Annotated in this window: 15 protein-coding genes and 1 pseudogene; 10 read left to right on the forward strand and 6 right to left on the reverse strand. The window is 55.2% G+C overall.

Annotation, left to right across the window (positions count from 1 at the left end; all coding sequences use genetic code 11):
* The coding region (locus tag AB4Z52_RS34775) for a hypothetical protein (RefSeq protein ID WP_442222383.1) at window positions 1–327 on the forward strand (327 nt) is incomplete at its 5' end.
* Window positions 328–928: 601 nt separating this feature from the next.
* Here the strand turns inward: AB4Z52_RS34775 and AB4Z52_RS34780 are convergent.
* Window positions 929–1,651: a 3-keto-5-aminohexanoate cleavage protein gene (locus tag AB4Z52_RS34780; protein ID WP_442222384.1), complete on the reverse strand. Its 723-nt coding sequence runs from the start codon at window positions 1,649–1,651 to the stop codon at window positions 929–931.
* A 241-nt stretch (window positions 1,652–1,892) separates the two neighbouring features.
* Between AB4Z52_RS34780 and AB4Z52_RS34785 the strand changes: the two genes are divergently transcribed.
* Window positions 1,893–3,623, forward strand: a complete 1,731-nt coding sequence (locus tag AB4Z52_RS34785; protein WP_442222397.1) for an adenylate/guanylate cyclase domain-containing protein — start codon at window positions 1,893–1,895, stop codon at window positions 3,621–3,623.
* A 325-nt stretch (window positions 3,624–3,948) separates the two neighbouring features.
* Here the strand turns inward: AB4Z52_RS34785 and AB4Z52_RS34790 are convergent, their stop codons facing one another.
* Together AB4Z52_RS34790 and AB4Z52_RS34795 are read right to left on the reverse strand one after the other, a co-directional pair.
* Complete coding sequence (locus AB4Z52_RS34790) at window positions 3,949–4,656, reverse strand: hypothetical protein (RefSeq protein WP_442222385.1); 708 nt, start codon at window positions 4,654–4,656, stop codon at window positions 3,949–3,951.
* A 139-nt stretch (window positions 4,657–4,795) separates the two neighbouring features.
* Window positions 4,796–5,500, reverse strand: a complete 705-nt coding sequence (locus AB4Z52_RS34795) for a hypothetical protein (protein WP_442222386.1) — start codon at window positions 5,498–5,500, stop codon at window positions 4,796–4,798.
* 260 nt (window positions 5,501–5,760) lie between these two features.
* Here AB4Z52_RS34795 and AB4Z52_RS34800 point away from each other — a divergent pair, with 260 nt between their 5' ends.
* Together AB4Z52_RS34800 and AB4Z52_RS34805 are read left to right on the forward strand one after the other, a co-directional pair.
* Window positions 5,761–6,135 (forward strand): DUF7674 family protein, encoded by a 375-nt coding sequence (locus AB4Z52_RS34800; RefSeq protein ID WP_442222387.1) that lies wholly within the window; start codon window positions 5,761–5,763, stop codon window positions 6,133–6,135.
* A 129-nt stretch (window positions 6,136–6,264) separates the two neighbouring features.
* Window positions 6,265–6,831: an NUDIX hydrolase gene (locus tag AB4Z52_RS34805; protein WP_442222388.1), complete on the forward strand. Its 567-nt coding sequence runs from the start codon at window positions 6,265–6,267 to the stop codon at window positions 6,829–6,831.
* A gap of 72 nt (window positions 6,832–6,903) precedes the next feature.
* Here the strand turns inward: AB4Z52_RS34805 and AB4Z52_RS34810 are convergent, their stop codons facing one another.
* Window positions 6,904–7,335, reverse strand: a complete 432-nt coding sequence (locus AB4Z52_RS34810) for a VOC family protein (RefSeq protein WP_442222389.1) — start codon at window positions 7,333–7,335, stop codon at window positions 6,904–6,906.
* A gap of 1,405 nt (window positions 7,336–8,740) precedes the next feature.
* Window positions 8,741–9,196, reverse strand: a complete 456-nt coding sequence (locus tag AB4Z52_RS34815; RefSeq protein WP_442222390.1) for a hypothetical protein — start codon at window positions 9,194–9,196, stop codon at window positions 8,741–8,743.
* A 105-nt stretch (window positions 9,197–9,301) separates the two neighbouring features.
* Between AB4Z52_RS34815 and AB4Z52_RS34820 the strand changes: the two genes are divergently transcribed.
* From AB4Z52_RS34820 to AB4Z52_RS34845, 6 genes are all read left to right on the forward strand, one after another.
* Window positions 9,302–10,843 (forward strand): FAD-dependent monooxygenase, encoded by a 1,542-nt coding sequence (locus tag AB4Z52_RS34820; protein WP_442222391.1) that lies wholly within the window; start codon window positions 9,302–9,304, stop codon window positions 10,841–10,843.
* Window positions 10,844–11,009: 166 nt separating this feature from the next.
* Window positions 11,010–11,639, forward strand: a complete 630-nt coding sequence (locus AB4Z52_RS34825; RefSeq protein WP_442222392.1) for a hypothetical protein — start codon at window positions 11,010–11,012, stop codon at window positions 11,637–11,639.
* A 194-nt stretch (window positions 11,640–11,833) separates the two neighbouring features.
* Window positions 11,834–12,388 (forward strand): hypothetical protein, encoded by a 555-nt coding sequence (locus tag AB4Z52_RS34830; protein ID WP_442222393.1) that lies wholly within the window; start codon window positions 11,834–11,836, stop codon window positions 12,386–12,388.
* Window positions 12,389–12,522: 134 nt separating this feature from the next.
* Window positions 12,523–13,257 (forward strand): phosphotransferase, encoded by a 735-nt coding sequence (locus tag AB4Z52_RS34835; protein WP_442222394.1) that lies wholly within the window; start codon window positions 12,523–12,525, stop codon window positions 13,255–13,257.
* Window positions 13,188–13,817 carry an NlpC/P60 family protein gene (locus AB4Z52_RS34840; RefSeq protein WP_442222395.1) on the forward strand — a complete coding sequence of 210 codons (630 nt, stop codon included), beginning with the start codon at window positions 13,188–13,190 and terminating at the stop codon, window positions 13,815–13,817. The genes AB4Z52_RS34835 and AB4Z52_RS34840 overlap by 70 nt, the downstream gene beginning before the upstream one ends.
* Window positions 13,818–13,863: 46 nt before the next feature.
* Window positions 13,864–14,715, forward strand: a complete 852-nt coding sequence (locus tag AB4Z52_RS34845) for a patatin-like phospholipase family protein (RefSeq protein ID WP_442222396.1) — start codon at window positions 13,864–13,866, stop codon at window positions 14,713–14,715.
* A 102-nt stretch (window positions 14,716–14,817) separates the two neighbouring features.
* Here the strand turns inward: AB4Z52_RS34845 and AB4Z52_RS34850 are convergent.
* Window positions 14,818–15,050: pseudogene (locus AB4Z52_RS34850) on the reverse strand (dienelactone hydrolase); the annotation flags it as partial.

The following is a 15,050-nucleotide window of genomic DNA, read 5'->3' on the forward strand; positions in this document are numbered from 1 at the left end:
GCAATGCCGTTCCCGCGAGAGGCGAGCAATGCCGTTCCCGCGAGAGGCGATATCACGGTGGTCCGCTTTGCCGAAGTGATAAGCCTCAAGGTCCTTCCGATTAATTCCGAATACCTTAGGCAATACAAATATCCACTCAAGCATTTTGCCTTTAATGAGATATTTGGTGCCGATGAAACCAAGTATTGGGAAGTCGTCGAGGCGCGGCTTTGGGCTATATCATTCAATGACCTTATTGTTGAAGTGATGTTCATGGGCTCTGTCACAGTCGACGGTGCGGAAACAGCAGGCAGGACCGTCGATGCTTTGATTCGCGCGGTGCGATAACACCGACCGCACGTCATCGAGTCGTTATCAATGACTGCATTGGGGTCGTCGGACTTGGATTGGTTCAACAACAGCTGCCACACTTGGTGTCCGAAATTGCTCCGCAAATAGAAAGCTTTGACGTGCGAACTGGACGCGGCGGCCTCAGACGGCGATTAGTCCCAATCTCGTTGGGAATGGCCGCAATATTTGCGGCTTTTGTGACGACCAAAGTAAGCCTCAATTATAGCGGGTTTTGCACCGAGGGACTGGTTGTCTGGAAATGGCGTCGTGCCGAAGCCCACGAACTCCTGGCCGTCCTACAAGAAAGGGGATCGGTCAACGCAGGTGTCCGCGCAGAATACTCGCTGCCTAATGTATGGGCCGCGCCGGGCGATCACTACCAGCCGTCCTCTTTCCTAGACAAGATCAGAGGTCGCGCTGCAACTCTGGTTGAGTATCATTTGCCTTGGCTTGACGGCGGTCATAACCTCATTACAGGCGGCTACTTCTATGCACCTAACTGCATTCGAGGTTGGCGGCCTCCGGATTAGCCAGTCATTGCAAATGCAATTCGATGCCCCACAAATGATCGCAACGGACCACCGGCAGGAGACGGAGGTCACCAAGTGAGGTCGCGGAAAATCTTGACCGCGTCGGTGACCATCTCGGCATTGGTGTCCGCAATGCCCCCCTGTGGTCGTAGACATCCGTCCTCAAGCCCAACACGTGTGGACCAACGCATTTGACGAGCACGTCTAACGAAATGCCAGATAGTAGCGTCGAAACCATGCAACAGGATTGGTGCTGTCACCCCTGCAGCGGAGAGGATTTGAACGATTCCATCAGCAACTCCGTCTGCCTCGACTAATCTTTGTTCCTCGATCTCAAGCAGGACCCGGAAGACTCGATGGCGATCCGGTAACGCAACAATTCGTTTGGCGTCTGCAATCGACGCAAGACCAGCCTCAACGCCCACCCCAATGCCACCGAGCAAAGCCATGACTGCGGGGGCATCCGGCTCGGAAAGATTGACTGAAGCGTAATCGGGCAACAGCTTCCACGCAGAAATACAGTTGCGCGTGAGACCCTCGTCGGCTTCAATCCAAGCACCTGTCGAAACACCAACCAGCGTTCCTGGACAGGCGCGGCGAATAGCGACCATCAGTTCGTCTACCGCCGACAAGCTTTCGCGCCCGTCCAAATTGCGAGGGTGGATATGAAGCTCGGCCGCCCCTGCTTCAATGCAGGCGATGCTGTCGTAGACCATCGCCTCTGTCGTCAGCGGCAAAGATGGATGATAGCCGCTGGGGCGGGCACCATTGATGCATGCCTGAACGATCATTCCGACCTCCCAAGGTTTCTCAGCGGCAAAACATTGGCGCAGCGTGCGCCCGATTTGGGGCCGAAGCGAGAGTCCCGTAGTCTTCCGCGCCCGTTGTGTCTCGGTGAACGATCATTTGCCCGAACTGGAGGGCAGGGAACGAGACTGGGTATCCTTCTGGCCATGAAAGTTCGTGTACAGATATGCTGAAATCCGTCACCCTGATACATTGTTCGCAACGTCGACGCTGGAGTTGTCAGAGATGATCGAGGAAACGATCAATCGCCGTTTGGCCGCTATCCTTGTCGCCGACGTTGTTGGCTATTCGCGTATGATGGCGGCAAACGAAACCTCCACGTTTGAAGCATTCCGGCAGAGACGGAAGACAATCCTGGAGCCGGTTATAGAGTCGCACTCCGGTCGCATAGTCAAATTCATGGGTGACGGTGTTCTGGTGGAATTCGCAAGCGCCCTAAGTGCAGCTGAATGTGCTATCGAGCTTCAGCGAAAGATGTCCGAAGCGAACTCCGTCGAGGTCGACGCGCCGGACATCGTGCTTCGAATTGGCATCAACCTTGGCGATGTCATTGGCGACGAATCAGACATTTTCGGGGAGGGTGTGAACATTGCCGCTCGGCTTGAAGGGCTATCAGAACCTGGCGGCTTTTGCATCTCGGAAAAGGTTCACGCGGAGGTACAGGGCAAGCTTTCAATAGCGATCAGGGACTTGGGGCTTGCTCAGCTCAAGAACATTGCAGCACCGATCAGAGTTTTCGGCATGGATACCGCGACGCCGTTTTCAAGCATCGCCCCGGCTCCCAAGCGAGAATTTACGACGATAGCGGTCCTGCCGTTCGCGAACATGTCTGGCAACCCGGATGAAGAATATTTCACCGACGGCATTACTGAAGACATCATCACAGAGCTGGGACGCTTCAGGAACCTGTCGGTCGTCGCCCGAAACACGATGGCAACCTTCAAAGGCAAATCCTTTATCGTCACTGACATCGCTGAGCAACTAGGTGCTGATTTCGTTCTCGAAGGGAGCGTCCGGCTCGCTGGCACCCGGATGCGGGCGACTGCGCAGCTCATCGATGCGCAGAGCGGCGCACATGTTTTCGCGGAGAAATTTGATCGGGAGCTATCAGACGTATTTGCCGTCCAAGATGAGATCGTCGAGGCTATCATCGGACGGATGTTCTTCACATTGCAGGACGCTGCTGGAGCCCTCCGCCAAAAGAGCCCTACGACCAATGTATCTGCCTACACGCTTTGGCTCAGGGCTGGAGCCGCCTGGCGCAATGGCGACGAGCCGTTGGCGCGTAAGCATATGAATGAAGCGGTAAAGATCGATCCGCATTATGCGCCAGCGCTGGCTTCGCTCAGCCTTCTGTACGCCTACTGGAGGTTTAGCGAACCCAACCTAGCTACCGACGAAGAGCGAGATTTGAAATCGAAACAGTTTGCCGCAATGGCAATCTCTGCCGACAAAAGTGATCCGTTCGTTCTCACAAGCGTTGCTGCCTGCTTCTCGCTTGGTGGAAATATCAGTGATGCGCTGCGCTATTCCGAAATGGCTATGGCAATGAGCCCGAGGGACTCGAACGTGCTCGTCGCCCGGGGCATGATCGTCGCATATGCGGGCCACCACGAAGAAGGGCTCGCCCTGGTTGAGCGCGGCTGTCAGTTCGAGCCTGTGTTGCCGCCTGCGTTCGTTTCCAGCCTCGGAGACTGCTACTACCTGGCTAGAAGGTTTGAAGACGCCTTGAACGCCTATGGCCGCCTGATTGATCCGCCGTATTTTATCCGACTGAACCAAGCCGCATGTCTTGCCCAGCTCGGAAGAAATGATGAGGCACGTTACATCGTCAGACAGAAGCCCGATTGGTTCGACGCCGAACTATATGTTAGTATTTCCCTGAAGATTTTTCCCTGCGACGGCGACCGTGAAGCCTGGCCGGAAGGGTTTCGAAAGGCTGGTGCAATTCGATAGGGCAATCGCGCTACTTCGCTTCGAATACGGCCAGAAGCTTCTGGAGAGGCTCATCGGGGAGGTTCGGGTATGTTGGTCGAACCAAATCCGGGGTGAGGTCCTCTCCATTCGGGTCGAAACTTGCGCCTCCGGCTTCAGGCAAAACAAGTGGGCCGCACTTGTCGGTCAAACTTGCTTCCATGACGCTGAAGCCGGTCTTCGCGCCTTCTGCCGTCTGGAACGATGCGTCACCTTCTGAAGCTATGACCAACTCTTGCCGCATCGAGATAGAGTACTGAGGCGGCAGCCAACGTAACCACGACGGGACGACGGCTGGCCGAGACTGTCATCGACTTCCGTCCCCAAAAAAATCACCCTGGGTGATCAAGAAGCCAATTGGAAGTTCACGGTCTGGCCTTAAATGGCCCGGTGGGTCGCGATCAAAGACAATCACGCTGTTGGGGGTATTTACCCATGCAAGCTGCTGCTTGAGCCTTTTCGTGACAGGCTCATCAGTTATCTCAATATCAAGACCAGTAAATTTGACACCTGGGAAATGTGCCCCGAGATTGCAAGGATCGATTTCATAGATCGTCTTCGGATTCTTCTCGTCTCCAAAGGCAACAAAAGCCGGTAACCTCGAAGTATTGTACAAGCGGAAAGGACGGCGTCCCTTGGCATCGCGGAGAATAGCAAGGTCATTCTCTTTCAGACTGCCGATACCTTTATCGATTCCAAATGTCGTCAAAATTCCGTCCTCATAAACTTGGCGAGGACTTGCGTGGGGTGGATGCTCTAAAGGCAAAATATAAACGGTACCCTTGCCGCCAACATCAAAGATCAACGCTTCGCCATCGAGCCGTGTCGCACCACCGGTTCCGATCAGACTGTGCGTCACCTTGGAATAGGTGATTTCCATCACCGAAGAACTCTCGACCGGGCGGCCATCGACGGTCGCCGAAGCAATTACCTTGAATCGAACAGTCGCACTCTCACCCTGGCAAGACACCAGCGGCAGCGCACAAAGAGATGCTAAAAACGACCTGCGTCTCATCGCGGCCCTATCCTTGAGGCCGTGCCGATTTGATCAGGAAGGTCAGAGTCCTTGTACCGGAGCTGCGGCAGATTTCCGCGCGACCGCGCATCCAACGACAGCAGCGCCAACATTGCGTTCTTATCGGCGGGCGTCTCTGTCATCGGCTTCCGTCTCCAAAAAAATGTGCTCTAGTGAGCAAATATCCGATTGGTCGGTCGCTTTCCGGCCTATGTTGGCCAGGCGGGTCTCGATCAAATACTTGCTTTGGGGTGTTCAGCCACGGCAGCCGCTCTCTGAGCTTCGACGTAATCGGCTCGTTCGTAATTTCGATATCAAGTCCGGTAAAACGCACTCCCGGGAAGCGTTCGCTCAGCTTCCACTGATCGATCTCGTAAATCGACTTGGGATTCGTTTCGTCAGTAAAAGCTACGAAGGCTGGCAACCTTGATGTTTTTCTCAGATTGAAACGCCGCCGCCCTCTGGCGGTTTGGAGCACATTGAAGTCTGTGTCACTTAGCCCGCCGAAACTATTCTCGATCCCAAATGTGGAAAGGATCGCGTATTCGTAAACTTGGTCGAGGCTAGCATGCGGCGGATGTTCCACAGGCAGCACGTACAAGGTCCCTTTGGCACCCATGTCGAAGATCAACGCCTCGCCATAAAGCCTTGTCGCGCCGCCCGTACCAATGAGACTGTGGGCAACCCTGCTGTAGCGAACCTCCATGACCGTGGATGCCTCGACGGGCTTGCCGTCAATATCCGCACTGAGAATGACCCGATAGCGCACCGTTGCCGTTTCGCCGCTTTGACAACCCATAAGTGGCAGCGAACAAAGCGACGCAAGAAGAGCCCTGCGGCTCATGAAATGCTCTGACAATATGTGTCCCTCGAAAACCGACGGACGGAGTTGTATCGGAGGAGATTGAACGAACCGTAAGTTTAGAAGCTGGCTTTGTCAGGATTTGCCATTGAAATGGCTATCAGCCGAGGGGCGCGAATGGACCAGTCAGAGCTACGCGCGACGGTGCTCTGCGCCAACAACAGACATTGCAAGCACCTAGTGTCGCGGCTAGAAAGCATTGATGGCCGAGTAGGACCACGCGACATTAGGACAGCAAGAAATTGGAAGCGGCGGACTTCATAAATCAGCTGAAACTTCTTTTACCTGAAGTTCTACAGATAGAAGAGCGATTGAACCGAGAGTTTTTTCCCAGCCAGATTGGCATCAACTCCCTTTGCGCTGACGTCGGTTGGCACATAGCAGATAGTTTTCAGTCCGTTCAAAACCCGCAAGCAGTATTCGACGTCATCGAAAGCGGTATGCTCGCCGCCGACAATAACTTGAAAGACGCTATCGCGACCGGGCTAATCGAAGCGTTGATCTCTCGAACCGACAGTTCCCCGGCCTCCTGGAAGACAATCTTTCCATATTTGGGGCCGCTGTCGGCTGCCTACGCGGAAGCCTGGATCAAGTTTACTGACACAGGAAATATCTAGTAGCACATCCACTTCGGGCCGACTGTTGCCGCTAACCAGCTTCTCCTTCGCGCCATTTGCAGACATTGCGCTTACACCAGATTGCCTTACGGTAATCGGAGAAACAGCAGGGTAGCGCGGGGAACGGGTATGCAGGAAGGCTGGAAAACTGTTGCATCGAAAACGCTAGTGAAAGATCGCTGGATTGATCTTCGCGCTGACCAATGTGTCACGCCGAGCGGCCAGGAAATAAGTCCGTACTACGTGCTTTCATATTCGGATTGGGTCAATGTTGTGGCGATCACGCCCAACGAGCAGGTTTTGCTGATAAGGCAATACCGACATGCTGCGGGCCAAACATTCTGGGAGGTTCCCGGTGGTGCCATAGACCCCAATGACCCAAATCCTTGTTCAGCCGCTGGCCGCGAGCTTGAGGAAGAGACCGGTTACCGCGCCGAAAAAATTGAACTCATCTCGACGCTTTTCCCTAACCCTGCCTCGCACACCAACCGGCTCCACACCTTCCTTGCCAGCAACGTGACTGCGATTGGTACACAGCAGCTTGAGGCCGGTGAAGAAGGGCTCACCGTGCACAGAATGCCAATTTCCGAGCTTATTGAACGACTTCGCGATGGATTTTTGGGCCAAGCCCTTCACACATCGTCCGTCCTTATGGCCCTTTTGGTGTCAGGCCGGATAAAAGGGACGGGTGCTTGAAACAGGATCATTTTTTCGTAGACGTGGATGACGGCTTCGGGCCGACTGCCGCCATCAGTATTGCGGTCGATTTCAGGGCTGCTCAAGCTCAAGGACATTTCCCTCTGGATCGCGTGCGTAGGCAATTAGAAATGGCTTGTCCGCCGTCCCAAAGTCTGTGATTTCGCCGATCTGCGCCCCACCTGCTCTAGTGATCGCTGACAGCACGAAGCTAATATCTTCCATCTGGAAAGCTAGGTGCCCAAAGCCAGGTTCGTTCACCCTTGGCTGGTTCCGATCATGGGTAACGTTGTGCTCATGTATCTCCAGAAAAGGGAGTTCAAGTTCGGGGAATTTCAGCCAGATCGAATATATCTCGGAGTTCGAAATCCCATTGCCTCGCGACACCTTTTCTCCGGACAATATCTTGGGTTCACGAAGGTGCTCGCATTTGAAGACGTTCACGTAGAACGCTGCAAGCATTCCCGCATCTCGGGCAACCAAGTTGATGTGAGCAAGTTTCATGACGCTTGACGCCCTCGGTGACGAGACCAACCATATCGATTGATGGAGAACAACGAAAGCAGTCCGCTTCGGCCCGACTTCGTGACCGAGGTGGCGGCAACTACGCGCCAAAAGGGGTCGCTTGCTCGCTGCCTCAACAGCGAAAGGTAATCAAATTGCGTCTTCGAATTCAATCTGCGAAAATTTGATAAGCCATGGCAGCTAAATTTTCCTTTATTCGGATTGTTTACGGACATAATAGCGGACGATTTCATCGGCTAGGTTTCTGAATTCCAGGAGTTCCTGTTCGTTTTGGTAACGTTCGTCATGCGTGATTTCCGCAAAAACGCCTCCGTCAACTAGCAAATTCAGGCTACACGACCTCGAATATCTGATGGACAGACACGAGACTCCGACGCTCGGTGACTGAATGTCGAGCTGGCGGTGATTACTGAGGTTGTCTTCCTCCGTTCCGCCAACTCCGGTGGGGGTTTGAAGCGAGTTATTTAGCCCGTAATCTGCTGAGGCGGCGCGTAGTTTCAGAGAATAAATGTGAATGCTTGGGGTGTCTCCGACATTCGTAAACTTGCACCATCGGAAGTTGGCGTTAACGCGGTGGCAATCCGAGTACACATCAAAAGTCGCAGACACCACAGGCACTTGCTTACCGGAAATTCCAAGCTTTGTTCTAGCGCTCCGCAGCTCGCTGGGATACTGGTCTTCGGGAAATGTGCCCACTCCTATGCTGTTTGCTGCAGTTCCGATTTCCAACCATAACTTTCCGTCAGCGCGAATATTGAGAGGGGTGTTACCGATTGTTAGGTCCAACGACGTTGGCTTTGTCTGCAAAGTGATCGGACTTTGTCCATTTTTGTACCATGGCAAGAGTGGGTCATTTTGCAGCCAAAGGAAGATACCACCCGCTACCAGGAAAAAGGTCGCAACCCCCACTGATTTCATTGTCAAACGCAACTTAGGACCCCGACCCAATGCAACACCTAATTGAGTATTCACGGCGGGCGATTCGCGCAACCTGTGTTTGATCTTGACAAGCGATCACAGCTGGCAAAACCGGGCTCTTTGTCGGAACCGGTTGGTTGGTCGCTCAACTTTTGTGACAGCTTCCCCTTCGCGCCAGTTGCGGACATTGCCCTTGCATTTTTTCGATGCCGTTTACATCAACTTAGGCGGCACAAGGTAATTTCCCAGCCTAGACAGACACAGGTCACATGCGATGAGCATTCGGATTGGATAACTGGCTCCCCTGTAGACAGCAACGGTGCGAGTGCGAATGCGAAAGTTGATCACAGGACTGATCTCCGGGGGCTTGGTAGCGGTGGCCGCAACTTTGGCAGTGACAATTGTTGTGCCAATGGCCGACCACGTTTGGACGGCGACACACACAACCTGGGTGCCGCCTATCCCCCTAACGCAACATGAAATTTATCGGCTTGGGGCTACGCGTGCTGCGTCGAACATATGCACCATCCCCATTGACTTTACCGATGAAGCTCTCGCCTTGAACAAAAGGTTTAGCGAAACCAGGCCCCACCCAGCGCAGGATGATGCTCTCGCGGAAGTTACCGAAGGCTTCAAAAATGAAGACTGCGACAGTCTGCTTTTTCAGTTCTCTGACCTGATTTATCAGTGGGACGGCTGAAATCAAAGTCCGGCAAGGGTTGACACAGACCTTGGCCGGATTGCGCCAACAAGAGACCCTGAGGTTGGCAGGATTGCGCCAACATCGGTCATTGGTAGCTAAGAATGTCTGCTTGCAGATCGCTCCTGCCGACGTTACAACGCTCACGTCGAAAAAGGCAGATTTGGTGTGGTCTAGCCCAAGTCCTTTCGGAAACGAAAGCTCTGTCCTTGCGTAAAGCATGAGTCCCACGACGAACAACGGACGCTGTATGGCGTCCCACTGTTCGTCCGTGTGGTTCTCAAAATGATGAGCCGCTCCGGTCGAACGACCATGGAAGAGCAGTTCATGAATAGTCTTAATTCGACATATGATGTGGTGATTGCCGGAGCAGGACCCGTCGGCCTGTTTCTCGCCTGCGAGCTTGGCCTCGCGGACCGGTCGGTGTTGGTGCTGGAACAGGCAGAAGACCCGCACTCGCCTCTGAAGCAACTGCCGTTCGGCATGCGTGGCCTGTCCGCTCCGACCATCGAAGCCTTTTATCGTCGCGGGTTGCTGGAGGAGATCATCGCGCCGCAACGCCCGGAAATGCACTCCGGTGATGGCGGCGCGGCGACTGCCGCACACTGGATGCATCAATCACGCCGCCCCGGCGGTCATTTCGCGGGCATTCAGTTCTTCCATGACAAAATTGACACTGGGAAGTGGCAATACCGGTTGCCCGGTCCCGCTGCCACCAACTTCGCAACGACAATGGAACACGTCGAGTCGATCCTGGCGGCCCGCGCAACCGCGATGGGCGTCGAGATCAGACGGGGAATCGGCATCCAAGACTTCGAACAGTCGAACACAGGAGTGACGGTTCGCGCTGGCGGTGAGACGTTCAACGGGCGATGGCTTGTCGGGTGCGATGGCGGGCGCAGTACTGTGCGGAAGGTCGGCGGCTTTGAATTCGTCGGAACCGCCCCCGAGTTCACCGGCTATTCCGTTCAGGTCGAGATGTCTGATCCGGATCAACTTGCATCCGGCCGCCACTACACGCCGACGGGTATGTATACCTATCAGAAGCCCGGTACCATCGCGATGGTCGATTTCGATGGCGGCGCTTTCCATCGAATACAGCCGATTACGCTGGATCATGTGCAGGCGGTGCTGCGTCGCATCTCCGGCATTCACGTCACATTGACAGCCCTCCAGCTTGCCGCGACATGGACGGACCGAGCCTATCAGGCAACAGCTTACCGCAATGGACGCGTACTGCTCGCTGGCGACGCCGCCCACATCCATTCCCCGTTGGGCGGCCAAGGGCTTAATCTCGGACTTGGAGACGCAATGAACCTGGGTTGGAAACTTGCCGCGACCGTTCGCGGCGACGCGCCGGTCGGCCTGCTTGACAGCTATGCCGCCGAACGGCATCTGGTGGGAGCGCAAGTTCTTGACTGGTCGCGTGCCCAGGTGGCGATCATGCGGCCCAGCCGGAGTTCGCGTGCACTCGAATCCATCTTCCGTGACCTCATCGATACGCCCGACGGCGCAACCTATATTGCGGAACGCGTTTGGGGGGTGTCTCTCGGCTACGATTTTGGCAACCGCCACCCGTTGGTTGGCCGCAGCGCTCCCGACTTCGAGCTTGCCGATGGAACGAAGCTCGGCGCTCATCTCAAAGAGGGTAAAGGACTACTGCTGGATTTTAGCGCCGGATCACCGCTGCAGGAACTCCAGAGCCCTTTCAACACACGGATGACGTACATCTCAAGCACAGCTAAGCAAACATTGGGCTTGAGGGCAGTGCTCGTACGGCCTGATGGCTTCGTCGCTTGGGTCGACGATGCTGTCACGGACTATCGGGAGTTTTCCGAGGCTGCGTCGCGATGGTTTGGCGAAACTTGAAAGGGAGAGCGAGCGTCTCATTCGGGCCGAAAGGCGGAAGCAATTCACTTGTGGCCGCCTTGAGTATCGTCACTTTCAAAGTGGAAGGCCATTTTATCTGAATTAGTAATAATTGCTTAGCAGAGCACAGCTAAACACAATTTTATGGCGAAATGCTGAGGTTGTCATGTTGAGAATGCTCGTGTCCGCCATGTTTTTTGCAGTTATCTGGGCGGCTTCAGTCGAAGACTGCCTAGCAGACATGTCTCTTGTCAGAGGACCAGGCAACACCAGCATTGTGGTCGATCCCGGTTGCAAAGTTCGTGACGACGGCGGCAACCCGCCCGATCCTGCCCATCGGTGGATCGACTGCCTCTTCGCCCAGAAACGCGTTACTTTGCTGATGTCGGTCTTTCAGCGCCCCGCGCTCGCGGCGAAGGAATTTGATTTTCCAAATGTAGGACAGATTTACGCCAAAGCGACTTCGGGAACCGAATGGTCGACGTTAAAGGACGGCATCAAGTTCCTCGGCGGTCCTGGCATGCCTGGGTTCGAGCCCATAGCACAACTTAGATTGATCGCCGAGTTGTGCGAGCCGAAAGGAAATTGCACTTACTCATCACAGCATAGGATAATTGACTTCAAGGTGCTTGGAACGCCTGCGGTGACGGTTTCCCTCATTGTAATGGGCGACGTAAACGAGAACCAAATTCTGGAGAACGGCAAGCTCTCAGCAACATACTGGTATTTTCCAGACCCCATCAGCACGATGGTTGAGACATTCAACTTTGCGACGATGCCTAACCCTCCCTATTAAGGCGATTGCCTCTCCGAGAAGGGCGGTCAACGAGTTTTGGCAGTCACCGGCGTCGCGCCGTTTTGAAAAGGGTGGATTGATGAGATGTCTCCTTTGGGCCGACAGGCGATTCGGTAGCGTTGCGAAATAGCGGCCATGAGCGTGCCATGTTGGTTAAGTTCCGGTAGGAGAAAATTTCCCAAGGGGAGGTGAGCGTGGCAATGAAGATCATCTGTCTAATCGGGCTTTCAACCCTGGGGATGGTGGCCATTAGCGATGGGGCACGCGCTTGCGAACGGCGCAGCCTTTTAGACTACAGCGATATCAAGTACGCGGGGGCGGTGGTTGTCGGGCGCGTCGAAAACTACAGGCTCGTCAGCGACCCAGAGGCGCTAGCGCGTTATAAGGCTTTGCTCACACGATCATCAAAGCTCCCCGAAACGTTCGGCGATATCCGCGTTACACCGCAATTTGATATCGTTGTTGACGAGGTTTTGCAGGGTCATGTAGAGCATCGACTAACGGTTGAATGGCTTGGTTCTAACTTCGCAGTACCTACCGCGATACCGCCTGGCCCGTATGTTCTGGCACTCAGAGGCGCGAACTCTCTACCTCCGCCCCATTGGGGACCAGCGTGGACAGTTTCCAAGCCGGAAGCGGGGCATTTTGCCTTGATGCAAGCACCGTGTTCGACAGCCTTCATGTTTCCAGCCACCAGCTACGATGCGGACCGGGTCAGGCAAGCATTGAAAGAGGGGACGGAAAGGTGACGGCAAGCGTCAAGCCCGCGTTTGGGCTGACAGTCGACCACGCCTTGGCGGATTCGCGCCAGCGGACTTCGTGGCGTCGTAAGCTTTCTCTATTTCTTCCGTCAATTTAATTATGGCCGCCAAGGATATCGCCAATGGGATGGGAAGCTCTCGGGCAATGGGGTGAAGACGCGGTTCGCATCGAACCACTCACTGGCGGAGTTGCCAATGACGTATGGAGCGTCCGCGTCCACGGGCGGATCGCGGTCGGTCGTCTCGGCTCCAGGACCGATGCTGATCTCGCATGGGAAACCGACCTACTCCAACACCTCGACCGAGAAGGTATGACCGTTCCAGTACCGATCCCGACGTCTGACGGCCGCCTGTTCGTGGACGGTCTGGTGGTCATGAATTACATGGAGGGCGGATCGCCCGAGACCGAGTCCGACTGGCGTCGCGTGGCCGACACGCTCCGCGAGCTGCATCGGTTGACGCAGGGCTGGCCGCAGCGCCCAGGCTGGCGATCCTCGACCGACCTCCTGCATGCCGAAACCGGAACGAGGATCAACCTCACCGCGATGCCGCCGGAGGGCGTTATTCGATGTCGAGCAGCCTGGGCGCGGCTAATTGGGCGTCAGACATGCGTTGTCCACGGCAACCCTAACAACCCCCGCAACGTCCGCATGACCGCAGATCGAGTCGCGTTGATTGACTGGGATGAGTCACACGTCGATGTCCCCGACCTTGACCTAGTCCTGCCCCACAACGCGGCCGATCTCGACGACGGCGAGCATGACGTCGCCGCGCAAGCGTCAGCCGCATGGGAAGCCGCCGTCTGCTGGCAGGACGAGTACGCAGTCAGGCGGCTTGCCGAAGTTCGGGCGGTCTGAGCAGTTTCGCCGGATCGACGGGCCGCATCCGTGCCGCAACCTTCGGCGACTGCATTTCGCCAAATCCGGAGACCCAGAACTCGATTATCGATGGCTGCCGTGTTATTTCGTTTTCCATGGAAGGTAGCATTCTCGATCACCACCAATCGCCAATCGAAATTCCCTCGCAGTTTTGGGACGTGCGATACAATGGGGCGCACTTTCCCGGTGCTGCTGGCGCTACCGGTGTTGAAGGCGGCGCGAACTGTCAGCAGTACGCCTATTCGATCCTGAGGCATTTTGGTTTCGAACTGCCAGACTTTCGATCCAGCGAACTCTGGGACGACACTTCATATACGGCCGTATCCAACGAAATGAAGCCGTTCGATCTTGTCTTAGTGAATGATGAGCCGAAAAGCTTCGGTGCACACGTGGGGCTTTCTTTGGGGCACGGATTGGTTCTCCATCTGTCGAAAAGGATAGGTGCTCCGGCCATTGAAACGCTCAAGCAGATGCAAAGTCGGGACGAATACCGCTGTTTGATCGGCTTCAAAACTGTTCTCGTTCAACCGCTGACCTGATGACCGCAATGGGCCGGGCTATAATACGCAACTCGGAGAGTTTCTCATGTCGAAAGCCATCGTATTAAGTGGAGGTGGGCCGCTTGCAAGAGCTTGGGAATGCGGATTGCTTAGCGGCTATTTTCAATCGGGTCTTACGCTTTCGAACGCGGATTTCTTTCTCGGCACCTCGGCGGGCGCGATTGTCGGCGCACAGGTCGCCACAGGACAAAGCCCTATTTTCATGGCCGAAGCCATTTTGGGCGAGAGACGTCAATTGAGCGCCAATCCCAGTTTTCCCAGAGAGGCTGCAGCACTATCGGAATTACCTGGATTGTTTGCAAAGGCGCAAAAGGGTGAGCACGAACGCATCGAGGTCGGAGCCTATGCTTTAGCTGCGGTGGCTAGCGATGAGCTATCGAGGCATGTAGCACTGTTCTCTGCGATAATTGGCCCGTGCGATTGGCCGAATAATCTCGGCATTGTCGCCATTGATGTCGCTAACGGGAGACCAAGGGTCTTGGGCGGTGATTGCGGCGTGACGCTGGGAACGGCGGTGGCCGCAAGCTGTTCGTTGCCGGGTCTTCACCCAACCGTACCCATCGGCGAGAGGAATTATATGGATGGCGGGCTCCGTTCCGCTGCCAATGCTGATCTTGTGGGCAACTTCGACACCGTTCTGATACTTAGCTTTCAACCTGGCGGTCCGATAGGACAACGGGTCGCATCGCGTGCGAATTTCCAGGCTGCCGAACTTTCTGCCGTGGGGGTGAAAGCTCTTGTGATCAGTCCAGATGCTCAATGTCTCGAAGCAATAGGCTTCGGAGGCCACGATTTCTCGCGTTGCCCAGAGGTCGTCCGTCGAGCAATCAGACAAGGTTGTGAGATGTCTGAGGTGGTCGCGAAATTCTGGAACTAAGTCCGGATGAGGCCGGGGGTTCGTCCGCAATGGGCCGACTGGGGAAGACAGACAGCTTCCCCTTCGCGCCGAAGGCGGGGCCGTCGGCGATGACGAGGTATATTACGCGGCCCCTCCGAAAAGTCCCGCCGCGACCAACGCAACGTGGTCGTGAATCCTTCGACGATCAACGCTGTCGGCATCAGGGAAGACGTCGGAAGCCTCCTTCATCCCCAACGCAGTCGGCTCCGGCAGGAAGACATAGTGACCCGCACCGGACTTCAAGATTTCCAGGTCGCTGCTTGGGACATGACGATGTAGCCAGCCAGAGCATTCGGCCGCAGGCGCAATCGTGT

Origin of the sequence: Rhizobium sp. 2YAF20, from assembly GCF_052114685.1 — a bacterium.
Lineage (GTDB): Bacteria > Pseudomonadota > Alphaproteobacteria > Rhizobiales > Rhizobiaceae > Rhizobium.